Raw genomic sequence first — 13,472 nt, forward strand, 5'->3', positions numbered from 1 at the left:
GCGAAGTCTCCGTCGGGCCTCCCCGTCCTCCTCCGGGGAGGCCCTCGCGGCTCCGGAACCGTCCGCGGCTCCTGCACACTCTCCTTCACCCTTCCGCATCCCCGCCCCGGTCCACCTCCCCGCACCCTGCAAAACTGACGCAACGTCAGTTAAGCTCCGCCGTCATGGTGGCCGACAGCTCCCGCAGCGACAGCCCGCCCGCCCGCGACCCCGATGAGCGCACCCCAGCCACCGGCACCCCACCCACCCGCAACCCGGCCGCCCGCACCGCCTCCGCCTCGGCCCCCCGCACCATCGCCGAGCTGGTCCAGGCGCAGTGGACGGACCACCGCACCGCCCTCAAGTACCAGGAGGTGGCGCTCACCCACCACCAGGTCGCCGGTGCCGCCGCCGCGCGGGCCGCGTTGCTGGGGGAGCTGCTGCCGCGCGGCGCGGAACCGCACATCGGGGTGCTGCTCGACAACGTCCCCGAGTTCCCGCTCTGGCTCGGCGCGGCGGCGCTCGCCGGAGCCGCGGTCGCCGGTATCAACCCCACCCGCCGCGGCCCGGAGCTGGCCCGAGACATCGCCCACACGGACTGCGCCCTGCTGATCACTGAACGGGCGCACCTGCCGCTGCTCGCCGGCCTCGACCCGGTGCTCCCGCCCGAGCGGATACTGGTCACCGACGACCCCGCCTACCAGCAGCTGCTCGCCCCGTTCGAGGGCGTTCGGCCGGAAGACGTCACCGGCTCCGCGCTCCGCACTGCCGGGGAGGGGCGGGGGTCCACCCCGGGCCCCACCACCCGCATGCTCCTCTATTTCACCTCCGGCTCCACCGGGGCGCCGAAGGCCGCCCTGTGCAGCCAGGGCAGGCTCGCCGCCGCCGGCCAGTCCCTGGTCCGCTACTTCGGAGTGCGGAGGGAGGACGTCCACTACCTGTGCATGCCGATGTTCCACGGCAACGCGGTGATCGCCGGCTGGGCCCCGGCGCTCGCCGGCGGCGCGGCCGTCGCCCTGCGCCGCCGCTTCTCGGCCTCCGCCTTCCTCCCCGACGTGCGCCGCCACGGCGCCACCTACTTCACCTACGTCGGCCGCGCCGTGCAGTACCTCCTCGCCACCCCGCCCGCCCCCGACGACCGCGACCACGCGCTGCGCACCGGGTTCGGCACGGAGGCGGGCGCCGTCGACGTCGCCCGCTTCGCCGACCGGTTCGGCGTGCGACTGGTCGAGGGGTACGGCTCCTCCGAGGGCGGCGCGGCACTGCAGCGCACTCCGGACACCCCGCCCGGCGCCGTCGGCCGGCCCGCCCCCGGCGACGACCTCGCCGTCGTCGACCCGGAAACCGGCGCCGAACTGCCGCCCGCCCGGCTCGACCCGGCCGGCCGGCTGCTCAACGGGGACCAGGCCATAGGGGAGCTGGTCAACCGGGGGCGCAGCGCCTTCGAGGGCTACTGGCGCAACCCGGAGGCCACCGCCGCCCGCACCCGGGGCCGCGCGCCGGGCCGCGCCGGGGCGGGGTGGTACTGGACCGGTGACCTGTTCTTCCGGGACCCGGCCGGGTTCTTCCACTTCGCCGGAAGGGCGGACGACCGGCTGCGGGTCGACAGCGAGAACCTGGCCGCCGCGATGATCGAGAACATCCTCGCCCGCTACGTTCCGGCCACCGGCGTCGCCGTCTACGCCGTGCCCGACCCGGTCGCCGGCGACCAGGTCATGGCGGCGCTCGCACTGCCCGACGGCACGGCCTTCGACCCGGAGGACTTCGCGGCCTTCCTCGCCGCCCAGCCCGACCTCGGTACGAAGATGGCGCCCCGGTTCCTGCGGACCGTCGCCGCGCTGCCGGTCACCGCGACCAACAAGGTGCACCGGGTCGCCCTCCGGCGGTCCGGTTTCCGCTGTCCGGATCCGGTCTGGTGGCGACCGACCGGGCTCCCGGCCACCCGCCCGCCCGCCGATGACGGCCGCGCCGCCCCGTGGCGGTACCGCCGCTTCACCGACGGCGACCGTGCCGCCCTCCTGGCGCAGTACCGCGATCACGATCGGGAGCATCTCCTCGACCGCTGACCGGCACCTCACCGACCGTGCCGGTACCCCGCGCGAGCGCCCGGCCCGGAACGCAAAAGAAGTGGGCGCCCCCGGTAAACCGAGGGCGCCCACTTCCTACGTGCGCCGCCAGGGACTCGAACCCCGGACCCGCTGATTAAGAGTCAGCTGCTCTAACCAACTGAGCTAGCGGCGCGCGCTGACAAAAGAAATACTACCTGGTCGAGAGGGGTGCTCACGACCACCCGCGGGGCCGCCCCCGTGGCACCCACGGGATCGCCCTCCTCGCCGCCCTCGTGATCAAGTCCGCGACGGCCCGGGACCCCGGGCTGCCACGGGCCGGGCTGCGCCCGGCCTCAGATCGCCAGCGACAGGAGGACCGGCGCGGCCTTGCGGTTGAGGGTGTCGGCGGCCTGCCGCAGACGGTGGGCGTGCTCCAGCGGCATGGACAGGGCCAGGCAGCCGACCGTCTTGCCGGCGGTGATCGGAACGGCGGCGCAGACCGTGCCGACCGCGTATTCCTGGAGGTCCAGGACGGGGACGGTCGGCGGCTGGCTGTCGAGCTTGTGGAACAGCACCTTCTCGTTGGTGATCGTCCGGGAGGTGAGCCGGGCGGTCTTGTGGCGCGAGAGGTGGTCCATCCGGCCGTCGTGGTCGAGCTGGGCCAGCAGGCACTTGCCGACCGCGCTGGCGTGTGCCGTGCGGCGGAACTCGGCCCACTCGTTGACCTTGGGTGCCAGCGGGCCGTCGGCGTAGTGGAGGATCTTGACCTCGCCGTCGATGTACCTGCTGATGTAGACCGCCGCCCCGACCGAATCGCGCAGCTGGTCCAGTGTGCGCTGGAGCTTGTCGCGCAGGGCGCGGCTGCGGTCGGCACCTGAGCCGAGCAGGAGCAGCGACTCGCCGACGACGTACGCGCCGTCGGCGAGCTGCTGCGCGTAGCCTTCCCGGCGCAGCATCGACAGCAGCTGGGTGAGGTGGGCTGCCGGCAGTCCGGTCTCGCGGGCGATCTGCGCGTCGGTCACGCCGTCGGCGTGCCGGGAGATCGTTTCGAGTACGCGGAGGGCGTACTGCACCGAATGGAACGGCGCGGTCGGCTCGGGCTTCAGCGCCACGGTGTCCCCCTAAGAGGTTGGTACCGCTTGCGTCGTGACCGCTGTTGACGGCCGCGACCGCGTGGAACGCGGGCCGCTTCCGGACAACGGGCTCGTATCACGATAGCGGTCAACGAGCCCGGATGGAGGGGGTCTTGACTGAAAACCGGGTCGGTTCACGCGTCTGTGCAGGCGCCCTGCACTCTGGCATATGCCCAGGTCATGAACGGATCGTTGAATCCCGCGCGGACCGGCGGCAATGGCGGACGCGGGCGGGGCGGGCGGCCCGCTGACGGCCGGGGTTGACGGCCCGTGGTGACGTGCGAAGTTGACGGAGTGTCGGGTTTTCGCCTGAGGCTCGGGCGCCTCATTCTTCCGTCTGGTGATCTTCTTCCCGTCGGCTATCCGTACGCCTCATCTTTCACGCCTATCGCAGTGGGCGCGGATGTCTCAAAACGCGTGGGATGCCGGGCAGCGGCCCTCGGCCGCCGGGGAAACGGGCGGCGGGGGGCGTGCCGGAGCGCGCACCACGTGCCGCGCTCCCACACGCCCCGGGGCGGTAACCACCGGGGGCACCGCCCACCGCGCCGCCTACAGCACCGCGCTCAGGAACTCCCGGGTCCGGTCGTGCTCCGGGTCCGTGAAGATCTGCTCCGGCGGGCCGAACTCGATGACCCGACCGGCGTCGAACATCATCACGCAGTCGGAGATGTCCCGGGCGAAGTTCATCTCGTGCGTGACGCAGAGCATGGTGATGTCCGTGGAGTGCGCGATGTCCCGCAGCAGGTCCAGGACGCCGGCCACCAGCTCCGGGTCGAGCGCCGAGGTCACCTCGTCCAGCAGCAGGACCTGCGGGCGCATGGCCAGCGCGCGGGCGATGGCGACCCGCTGCTGCTGGCCGCCGGAGAGCTGCGTGGGGTACTTGTCGAGGTGGGCGGTGAGGCCGACGAGTTCGAGGAGCTCGCGGGCGCGCTCCTCGGCCGCGTCCTTGTCGAGGCCCAGCACGTGCACCGGGGCCTCGGTGATGTTCCGCAGCACCTTCATGTTGGGGAAGAGGTTGAACTGCTGGAAGACCATCCCGATGTTCTTGCGGACCTCGCGGCTGTAGCGGTCGCTCGCCGGGACGAGCTTGCCGCCCTTCTCCTCGTGGGTCAGGTACCGGTCGCCCAGCTTGATGGTGCCCTCGTCCGGCTTCAGCAGCGTCATCATCAGCCGCAGGATCGTGGTCTTGCCGGAGCCGGACGGGCCGATCAGGGTGACGTGCTTGCCGGAGTAGACCTTCATGTCGAGCGAGTCGAGGACGGTGTGCGCACCGAACCGCTTGGTGACCGAGTCGAAGCGGATCAGCTCGGTCTCCTCGACGGGCGCGTCGCCGCCGGGGGCGGGCGGGGTGTTCGGGGTGCTGCGGTCAGCGGACAAGGCGGCGCTCCAGGGCTCGCAGGAGAAGAGAGGCGGGGTAGGCGATGGCGATGAAGGCGACCCCGACGACCGTGTACGGCTCGACCGTCTGGAAGGTCTGGGAGGAGAACTGCCGGGCCTCGCCCAGCATCTCCAGCACGCCGATGGCGAAGAGCATCGGCGAGTCCTTCAGCATCGCGATCACGTAGTTGCCGAGGGCGGGGGCCACGCGGCGGATCGCCTGCGGCAGGATCACCGCGGTCCAGGTGCGGCGGCGCGGCAGGCTCAGCGCGATGGCCGCCTCCCACTGGCCGGCCGGGACGCCGTCGATACCGGAGCGGTAGACCTCGGCGGTGTACGTCGAGTAGTGCAGGCCCAGCCCGATCACGCCGGTGGCCAGGGCGCTGAGCGTCAGGCCCCACTCGGGCATCACGTAGAAGAGGAAGAACAGCTGCACCAGCAGCGGGGTGTTGCGCACGAACTCGGTGACCACGGTCACCGGCCAGCGCACCGCCTTCAGGGACGAGCGCTGCGCCACCGCCCAGACCAGGCCGAGCGCGAAGGCGATCAGGGACCCCAGGACCAGGGCCTGGAGGGTGACCAGCACGCCCTTCCAGAACGTCGGCAGGAAGTCGCCGACCGCGGACCAGTCGAACTTCATCGGGCCTCACCTTCCGCGGGAGCTGCGGTACCGGTGACCACCGGGCCGGTGGCGGGCCGCAGCCGCGACCGCCTGGCCGGCGCCTGCCCGACACCCGCCTTGGCGTGCCGCTCGACCGCGCGCATCCCGCGGGTCAGGGTGAACGCCAGGACGAAGTACATCACCAGGATGATCGTGTAGACGGGGGCGCTCTGCGCGGTGGCGTTGCGCACCAGGGAGGCGCCGAAGGCGATGTCGCCGACGCCCAGGATCGACACCAGCGAGGTGCCCTTGAGCAGCTCGATCAGCAGGTTGTTGAAGGGCGGGACCATGCCGGGCCACGCCTGCGGCAGGACGACCTTCCGCAGCTGCTGGCCGGGGGAGAAGCTGAGCGCGATACCGGCCTCGCGCTGGCCCGGAGGCACCGCGGCGATCGCGCCCCGGACGACCTCGGAGCCGTACGCGCCGTAGGTCAGGCCCAGCGTCAGCACCGCGGCCCACATCGGGACCAACTGCCAGCCGAACCCCATCGGCAGCACGAAGAACATCCAGAACATCAGGATCAGCGCGGAGGTCCCGCGGAAGATCTCGAAATAGGCCCCGGACAGGAAGCGCACGATCCACCGCCGGTGGGTGCGCGCGAGGCCGATGCCGAAGGCCACGACGGCGGCCAGGGCCGCGCTGTAGACGGTCAGCTGGACGGTGATCCAGACGCCTTTGAGGAGGAGTTCCCACAGACCCCAGGTGATGTCAGTCATGGCCGGCACTTCTCCTTGGCGGTGATCTCCGTCATCTGCTGCGCGGTGAAGCCGAAGGGCCGCATGAGGTCCAGGAGTTCCCCGGACCGCTTCATCTTGTGGAGTTCGCGGTTGAACGCGTCACGGAGGTTGGTCTCGGGCGTCCGGAACGCGAAGCCGCCGACGTCGATCACCGGCTTCCCCTTCACGTACGGGGTGACCTCGGGCGTCGCCTCCGCCTTGGTGGTCCGCGACTGCTTCACGACGTTGCGCACCGTCACCGCGGTCCCGACGAAGACGTCCACCCGCCCCTGCTCGACCGCCAGCAGTCCCGCCAACTGGTCCGGCAGCGTGGTGATGTCGGTGACGCCGGCTTCCTTGGCGTAGCCGATCTCGGCGTAGCCGACACCGGTGGCCATCCGCGCCCCGGTCCGCGCGATGTCCTTGTAGGAGCGCAGCTTCAGCGGATTGCCCCTGCGGACGATGAAGGCGTCCAGCATCTGGTACTCGGGGTCGGCGAAGATGACCTGTGCGCAGCGGTCGGGATTGATGTACATCCCGGCCGCGACCACGTCGAACTGCTGGGAGTTCAGCCCGACGATCAGTGAGCCGAAGTCGGTCGGGAACGGCTCGACGCGCGGCACGCCGAGCCGTTTGAAGATCACCTGGGCGATGGTGGGCGCCGAACCGGTCATCTTGCCGTCGGTGCCGATGTAGCCGTACGGCTGCTCGCCGGCCACGCCCAGGGTGACCGAGCCCTTCTTGCGGAGCCGCTCCAGCAGCTGGCCGCCGCCCGCCGCGGCCGCGGTCGGGACCCGGCTGCAACCGCTCGCCGCGCCCATCGCACCCGCTGTGCCGAGCGCCGCCACCCCCGCGAGCAGCGACCGGCGGCGGATACCGCTGGTCCGTTGTCCTGTTATTTCGTGTCCTCGGGTGTGCTGTCTGTGCTGTCCAGGAGGGTCATGAGGACCTTGATTGTCTGAGGCCGTGCTCTGTGGTGGAGCCATGGGCGCGCGGCTACCCGAACCGTTCACACCTATGCCGATGGTTTCCAGCCCTTCACATCGGCACGGGAGATGTTCCGTACGCCGGTAATGCCCCCTACGCTCGGGATATGACCGATCGCTTCATCGAAGTCTCCCTGGACAAGCGCGGCGTCAGCTGCACGGCCAAGTTGCTCGACGATCGCGCTCCCCTCACGTGCGCCGCCATCTGGGACGCGCTCCCGCTCGGCGGCGACGTCTACCACGCCAAGTACGCCCGCAACGAGATCTACGCGCTGGTCCCGCCGTTCGCGCCCGAGGAGCCGCCGCTGGAGAACCCGACGATCACCCCGATCCCCGGCGACCTGTGCTACTTCACCTTCAGCGACACCCAGTTGGGCACCGCGTCGTACGGCTACGAGCGGGAGGCCAAGCACCAGGGCCGCGCCACCGTCGTCGACCTCGCGCTCTTCTACGAGCGGAACAACCTGCTGATCAACGGCGACGCGGGCTGGGTGCCGGGCATCGTCTGGGGCGCGGTCGTCGACGGCCTGGACCGGATGGCCGATGCCTGCCAGGACCTGTGGCGGGCCGGCGCCCTGGGCGAGACCCTCAATTTCCGCCGGGCCTGAGGGCCCCGCCCTCCCCGGCCGCTCCCCGTCCCCGCCCTCGCCGCTCCTCCCGCACACCCGGGGATGCCGGAATACCCTCCGCCACCGCCACGTTGTGGCCCCGCAGGGGGCGCCGGCATCCCCTACGGGAAGTGTTCGCCCCCGCCCTAGGGTGTGTCCGCGAAGGCCCGTCGTCCGCCCGAACGGCACGCGGGACCTTCCGCCCCCGTCCACAACCTCCCCGGACAGAACACCTAGGGCACCCGCGGCGCCGGGATCTCCGCCGCCCCCGCCTCGTAGAGGGCGTGCGCGGCGCGCAGCACCAGCGCGTCCGCGTGCCGCGCCCCCACCAGCTGCACCCCGATCGGCAGCCCGTCGCCGTCCACCCCGCAGGGCACGGTCGCGGCCGGCTGCTGGGTGAGGTTGAACGGATAGGTGAACGGCGTCCAGCCCGTCCAGCGGGTGTGTCCGGAACCAGGCGGCACTTCCGCGCCGGCCGCGAAGGCGGTGAGCGGCTCGGTCGGCGTCACCAGCAGGTCGTAGACGCTGTGGAAGCGCCCCATCGCCCGACCCAGCGCCATCCGGACGTCGACCGCCGCCAGATAGTCCAGCGCGCTGTAGCGGGCGCCCTGCTCGCAGACCTCCCGCAACCCCGGGTCCAGCAGCTCCCGGTCGGCCGCCCCCAGCGGCTGCACCACCCGGGCCGCGCCGCTGAACCACAGCGTGTGGAACGCCTCCACGGGATCCGCCACGCCCGGATCGATCTCCTCGACGTCCGCGCCGAGCCCGGCCAGGGTGTCCACCGCCCGGCGGACCGCCGCCGCCACCTCGGGCGCCACCGGCACGTCCCAGCCCAGCGACGGGCTGTAGGCCACCCGCAGCCCGGACACCTTCCCGGCCAGCGCCTCCCGGAACGACCCCGAAGGCGGCTCCGCCTGCGACCAGTCCCGCCAGTCCGGCCCGCAGATCACATCCATCAACAGCGCCGCGTCCGCCGCGTCCCGGGCCAGCGGCCCCACATGCGCCAGCGTCCCGAACGGGCTCGCCGGATAGAGCGGCACCCGCCCGTAGGTCGCCTTCAGGCCGAAGATCCCGCAGAACGACGCCGGGATCCGCACCGACCCCCCGCCGTCCGTCCCCAGGCTCAGCGGCCCGGCCCCCAGCGCCACCGCCGCCGCGCTGCCCCCACTGGAGCCGCCCGAGGTGCGCCCCGGGGCGTACGGATTGCCCGTCACCCCGTGCCGCGGACTGTCGGTGACGCCCTTCCAGCCGAACTCCGGGGTGGTGGTCTTGCCGACGAACACCGCCCCGGACTCCCGCAGCCGGGCCACCGCCGGCGCGTCCTCGTCCCACGTCGCGCCCTCGGCCCGGACCGTCCGGGACCCGCGAAGCGTCGGCGTACCCCGGGTCAGCAGCAGGTCCTTGACGGTGACCGGCACCCCGTCCACCGGTCCGGCCGGCGCGCCGCGCCGCCAGCGCTCCGCCGACTCCGCCGCCTGCGCCAGCGCCTGGTCCGCGTCGATCCGGGTGAAGGCGTTGACCGCGGCCTGGGCGGCCTCGGCGCGCTCCAGCACCTCGCGGGTCGCCTCCACGGGGGAGAACTCGCCGGCGGCGTAGCCGGCCGTCAGGCGGGTGGCGGACAGGTCGGCGAGGCGGGTCGGTCCGTTGGTCATGCGTCCTCCGAGCGTCGGCCGCCCCGAGCGGGACGGCGGGCGGGGGCGCGGACCGCCGCGGGCCGGGCCCGGACGGCCCGCGCGGTCACTGCACCGGTACGTATCCGAGGTGTTTGTCGACCACGTTGAGCAGCGGCTCCCCGGCCGCCCACCGGTCGAAGTTGTCCTGGAACTGCGCGGCGAGCACATCCCGCCAGCCCAGGGTGTCGCCGCTCATGTGCGGCGAGACGATCAGATGCGGCACGTCCCACAGCGGGCTGTCCGCGCCCAGCGGCTCCCGCATGAAGACGTCCAGCGCCGCCGCCGCGATCCGCCACTCCCGCAACGCAGCGACCAGCGCCTCCTCGTCGACCAGCGGCCCGCGGGCGACGTTGATGAAGCGGGCCCGGCGCGGCATCAGCGCGAACGCCGCGGCCCCGAACATCCCCTGGGTCTGCTCCGTCAGGGGCGCCGCGCAGACCACCCAATCGGCCTGCGGCAGCAGCGCGTTCAAGGCCCCCGCGGCGTACACCCGGCCGAACTCCGGATCGCCGGTCCGCTCCCGGCGGCCGACCAGATCGACCTCGACACCCAGTGCCAGCAAGGTGGTGCCGACGGCCCGGCCGATCGGCCCCGAACCCACCACCACCGCGCGGGTCCCGGCCAGCCGCAGCGTCTCCCGGTGCTGCCAGCGCCGCTGCCGTTGGAGCTCCCAACTGCCGTAGAAGTCCTTGGCCATGGCGATCACCAGCCCGGCGACGTACTCGGCGATCGGCTGCTCGAAGACCCCGCGGGCGTTGGTGACGACGGTGTCGTCGGCGATCAGCGCCGGGCACAGCAGCCGGTCCACGCCGGCGCTCGCGGTGTGCACCCACCGGGGGCGCGGGCCGCTCTCCGGCCAGCTCGTCCGGATCGCGTCGGAGGTGAAATCCCAGGCCAACAGCACATCGGCGGTGGGGAGTAGGTCGGCCAGCGTCTGCTCGTCGGCGAAGACGACGTCGGCCCGGCCGGCGAGCCGGTCCAGCCGGGGGCGCGGCTCGGAACCCAGTACGAGGAGGGTGCTGAGGGTGCTGCCGGTGCTATCGGACATAGGCCAGAAACCGTTCTGAAACGTGTGCCCCGTATCACGGAACAGGGCGCCGACAGATGCCTGAGATGCGAGGATTGACCACGCTAAGAAGTCGTATCTACCGTGTCAACAACGGCTCTGTCCCGACGTCCCCGGCTTGTCCGGCTGCACCACCTCTCCGGCCACTGGCCGGGCCATACCAGCCCTTCGTGCCTTCTAGGGGCCTTCATGGACGTCTCTTTCCTGGGTGGCCCACAGCCGCAGCTCGGCGTGGGCGTCGTCGCCCCCTTCGACTTCGCGCTCGACCGCGAGCTGTGGCGCTGGGTCCCCGACGACGTGTCCCTCCACCTCACCCGAACTCCCTTCGTGCCCGTCGAGGTCAGCCTCGACCTGGCCCGTCTGGTCAGCGAGCACGAGACCCTGCACGCCGCCGTCCAGGCGCTGTGCGAGGTATCGCCCCAGGTCATCGCCTATGCCTGTACGTCCGGCAGCTTCGTCGGCGGCACGGCGGGCGAACGCGCGATGTGCGCGGCCATGGCCCAGGCGGGGGAGGTACCCGCCCTCACCACCTCGGGTGCCGCGGTCGCGGCGCTCCATGAGATCGGGGCCCGGCGCATCGCCGTCGTCACCCCGTACACCAAATCGGTCACCGATTCCCTGGAGGAATACCTGGGCGAGGCCGGCATCACGGTCACCGGCCGCGCCTACCTCGGACTCACCCGGCACATCTGGAAGGTCCCCTACCGCGACGTCGTCGACATGGCCCGCACGGCCGTCGTCGGTGCCGTCGACGCCCTCTTCATCAGCTGCACCAACCTCCCCACCTACGACGTCATCCCCCAACTGGAGGCCGAGCTGCGGATGCCCGTGCTCTCCGCCAACCAGGTGACCATCTGGGCCGCGCTGCGCGCCATCGGCATCCAGGCCGTCGGGGCGTACCAGGCGCTGCTCGACCCGGTGGCGCGCACCGGCCCGGCCGCCATGGCCGGCACCGGGCCACCTCCGTGCGGCGGACCCCCGCCCACCCCCGAGGCCGCCTTCGCCGGACCGCCCGCGCCGTCCGACGCGGAGCCGGGCGACGGCCCCGAACCGCCCCCGTACCTCCCCGAGGATCCCGGCCCGCAGCCCCCGCGCTGAGCCCGGTCCGCCGAACCACCGCACACCGCACCCACCACCCGCAAGGGAGACCTGCATGGCATCGGTCGGCTTCCTCTACCCCGGCCACTCCGCCGAGGACGACTACCCCCGGCTCGAAGCGCTTCTGGGCGGCACGGTCCGCCTGCCGCTCGTCCACACCGACATCGGCGAGGACGCCCACCGGGTCGACGCCCTGCTGGAGATGGGCTCCGCGGCCCGGCTCGCGGCCGGCGTCGGCACGCTCCGGGACCGCGGTGCCGAGGCCGTCGTCTGGGCCTGCACGAGCGCCAGCTTCGTCTACGGCTGGGACGGCGCCCACCGGCAGGTGCGGGAGCTGTCGGCCACCGCCGGGCTGCCCGCCTCCAGTACCTCCTTCGCCTTCGCGCACGCCGTCCGGGCCCTCGACGTCCACCGGGTCGCGATCGCCGCCACCTACCCCGCCGATGTCGCCGAGTACTTCCACGCGTTCCTCAAGGCCGCCGGCGCCGAGGTCGTCGCCACCCGCGGCAGCGGCATCGTCACCGCCGCCGAGGTCGGCACCTGGGGCCGCGACGAGGTACTGGACCTGGCGCGCCTCGGCGACCACCCCGACGCCGAGGCCGTCCTGCTGCCCGACACCGCCCTGCACACCGCCGCCCACCTGCCCGCCCTGGAAGCCGCGCTGGGCAAACCGGTCCTCACCGCCAATCAGGTGACGGTCTGGGAGGGCCTGCGGCTGCTCGACCGCCCGCTGCCCTGCCCGGAGCTGGGCGCGCTCTTCTCCCGTACGGCCCGCGGGTAGCGCCCGGCCGCCGTCCGGCCGCGCCCCGCAGCCGTCGGGCCGCGGCCGGAAACCGCCGGGCACCGGCCGGGCCGCGGCCGGAATCGCGATCCGGTTCGGCACCCGGCCGGAATCTCCACCCCCTCCCGGGAATAACCGGAGAACTACTCCGGTTACCCTCCTCGCAGACCACCGGCATCAGATCGCACGACGCGAGGAGGACCCGCACCGTGAGCGGCGAAGACCAGCAGACCCCGGGCACCGACGGCGAGCCCGGGGGTGACGGGATCCGGGGCAGCGCCCTGGGCACCGCACCCGTCCCCCTGTCCGTGCTCGACCTGGTGACGGTCGGCGCCGGCAGCACCGCCACCGCCGCGGTCCGCACCGCCGTCGAGCTCGCCTGCACCGCCGAACGCCGCGGCTTCCACCGCTACTGGGTCGCCGAGCACCACTCCATGCCCGGCGTCGCCTCCTCCTCGCCCGCGGTGCTCCTCGCCCACATCGCCGCCCACACCGACCGCATCCGGCTCGGGTCCGGCGGCGTCATGCTGCCCAACCACGCCCCGCTGGTCATCGCCGAGCAGTTCGGCACCCTGGAGGCGATGGCCCCCGGCCGCGTCGACCTGGGCCTGGGCCGCGCCCCCGGCACCGACGGCGCCACCGCCGCCGCGCTCCGCCGCACCGAGCGCCTGCACGAGGGGGCCGACGAGTTCCCGCAGCAGCTCGCCGAGTTGACCCGCTTCCTCGACGACTCCTTCCCCGACGGCCATCCGTACGCCCGGATCCACGCCGTCCCCGGCCCCGTCCAGGCCACCGCCCCCGGCGGCGTCCAGTCCCCGCACCGCCCGCCCCTGTGGCTGCTCGGCTCCTCCGGCTTCAGCGCCCGCCTGGCCGGCACGCTCGGCCTGCCGTTCGCCTTCGCCCACCACTTCTCCGCGGCCAACACCGTCCCCGCGCTCGACCTCTACCGCGCCTCGTTCCGCCCCTCCGAGGTCCTCGCCGAGCCCTACGCCCTGATCGGCGTCTCCGCGCTGGCCGCCGAGGACGAGCGGGAGGCCCTCCGCCAGGTCCGCACCGGCGCACTCGCCATGATCCGGCTGCGCACCGGCCGCCCCGGCCTGGTCCCCAGCCCCGAAGAGGCCGCCGCCCACCACTTCAGCGACATCGAGCAGGACTTCGTCGACAGCTGGCTCGGGAACGTCGTCCACGGCACCCCCGACGCGGTCCGCCAGGGCCTGGACGACCTCGCCAAGCGCACCGGCGCCGACGAGTTGATGATCACCGCCAACGCCCACACCGGCGAGGTCCGCCGCCGCTCCTACGACCTCATCGCCGACGCCTACGGACTCCCGCGGGCCTGACGCACG

General features: G+C 72.8%; 12 protein-coding genes and 1 tRNA gene. 5 read left to right on the plus strand and 8 right to left on the minus strand.

Annotated elements, in window-relative coordinates; translation table 11 throughout:
- Nucleotides 1-164 precede the first annotated feature (164 nt).
- Nucleotides 165-2,045, plus strand: coding sequence for an AMP-binding protein (locus CG747_RS28435; RefSeq protein WP_100604689.1), 1,881 nt, complete (start codon nt 165-167; stop codon nt 2,043-2,045).
- Between the two features lie 101 nt (nt 2,046-2,146).
- On the opposite strand, the gene CG747_RS28440 is transcribed toward CG747_RS28435, so the two are convergent.
- The 6 genes from CG747_RS28440 to ehuB all read right to left on the minus strand — a co-directional run bounded on the left by CG747_RS28440 (nt 2,147) and on the right by ehuB (nt 6,735).
- A tRNA-Lys gene (locus CG747_RS28440) sits at nt 2,147-2,220 on the minus strand.
- Nucleotides 2,221-2,380: 160 nt separating this feature from the next.
- Nucleotides 2,381-3,139 carry an IclR family transcriptional regulator gene (locus CG747_RS28445; protein WP_100604690.1) on the minus strand — a complete coding sequence of 253 codons (759 nt, stop codon included), beginning with the start codon at nt 3,137-3,139 and terminating at the stop codon, nt 2,381-2,383.
- A 570-nt stretch (nt 3,140-3,709) separates the two neighbouring features.
- On the minus strand, nt 3,710-4,537 hold the full coding sequence (gene ehuA / locus CG747_RS28450) for an ectoine/hydroxyectoine ABC transporter ATP-binding protein EhuA (protein WP_100604691.1): 828 nt from the start codon (nt 4,535-4,537) through the stop codon (nt 3,710-3,712).
- Entirely contained in the window at nt 4,527-5,177 is a 651-nt protein-coding gene (gene ehuD, locus CG747_RS28455) for an ectoine/hydroxyectoine ABC transporter permease subunit EhuD (protein WP_100604692.1), read from the minus strand. The genes ehuA and ehuD overlap by 11 nt, the downstream gene beginning before the upstream one ends.
- Complete coding sequence (ehuC, locus tag CG747_RS28460) at nt 5,174-5,914, minus strand: ectoine/hydroxyectoine ABC transporter permease subunit EhuC (protein ID WP_100604727.1); 741 nt, start codon at nt 5,912-5,914, stop codon at nt 5,174-5,176. The genes ehuD and ehuC overlap by 4 nt, the downstream gene beginning before the upstream one ends.
- Entirely contained in the window at nt 5,911-6,735 is an 825-nt protein-coding gene (gene ehuB, locus CG747_RS28465; protein WP_100604728.1) for an ectoine/hydroxyectoine ABC transporter substrate-binding protein EhuB, read from the minus strand. Before ehuB ends, ehuC begins: the two co-directional genes overlap by 4 nt.
- Before the next feature lie 272 nt (nt 6,736-7,007).
- Here ehuB and CG747_RS28470 point away from each other — a divergent pair, with 272 nt between their 5' ends.
- Entirely contained in the window at nt 7,008-7,508 is a 501-nt protein-coding gene (locus CG747_RS28470) for a DUF3830 family protein (RefSeq protein WP_100604693.1), read from the plus strand.
- Nucleotides 7,509-7,741: 233 nt separating this feature from the next.
- Here CG747_RS28470 and CG747_RS28475 read toward each other — a convergent pair whose 3' ends face one another.
- Nucleotides 7,742-9,160 (minus strand): amidase, encoded by a 1,419-nt coding sequence (locus CG747_RS28475; protein ID WP_100604694.1) that lies wholly within the window; start codon nt 9,158-9,160, stop codon nt 7,742-7,744.
- An 85-nt stretch (nt 9,161-9,245) separates the two neighbouring features.
- Entirely contained in the window at nt 9,246-10,229 is a 984-nt protein-coding gene (locus CG747_RS28480; RefSeq protein ID WP_100604695.1) for a D-2-hydroxyacid dehydrogenase, read from the minus strand.
- A 207-nt stretch (nt 10,230-10,436) separates the two neighbouring features.
- Here CG747_RS28480 and CG747_RS28485 point away from each other — a divergent pair, with 207 nt between their 5' ends.
- The 3 genes from CG747_RS28485 to CG747_RS28495 all read left to right on the plus strand — a co-directional run bounded on the left by CG747_RS28485 (nt 10,437) and on the right by CG747_RS28495 (nt 13,466).
- The gene (locus CG747_RS28485) at nt 10,437-11,345 is read left to right on the plus strand and encodes an aspartate/glutamate racemase family protein (RefSeq protein ID WP_100604696.1); all 909 of its coding nucleotides are present in this window, start codon (nt 10,437-10,439) and stop codon (nt 11,343-11,345) included.
- Nucleotides 11,346-11,400: 55 nt separating this feature from the next.
- Entirely contained in the window at nt 11,401-12,126 is a 726-nt protein-coding gene (locus CG747_RS28490; RefSeq protein WP_100604697.1) for an aspartate/glutamate racemase family protein, read from the plus strand.
- A gap of 209 nt (nt 12,127-12,335) precedes the next feature.
- Nucleotides 12,336-13,466: an LLM class flavin-dependent oxidoreductase gene (locus tag CG747_RS28495; protein WP_100604698.1), complete on the plus strand. Its 1,131-nt coding sequence runs from the start codon at nt 12,336-12,338 to the stop codon at nt 13,464-13,466.
- Nucleotides 13,467-13,472: the final 6 nt, after the last annotated feature.

The sequence above is a fragment of the Streptomyces sp. CB02959 genome (genome assembly GCF_002803155.1).
In the GTDB taxonomy this organism is placed as follows: Bacteria; Actinomycetota; Actinomycetes; order Streptomycetales; family Streptomycetaceae; genus Streptomyces.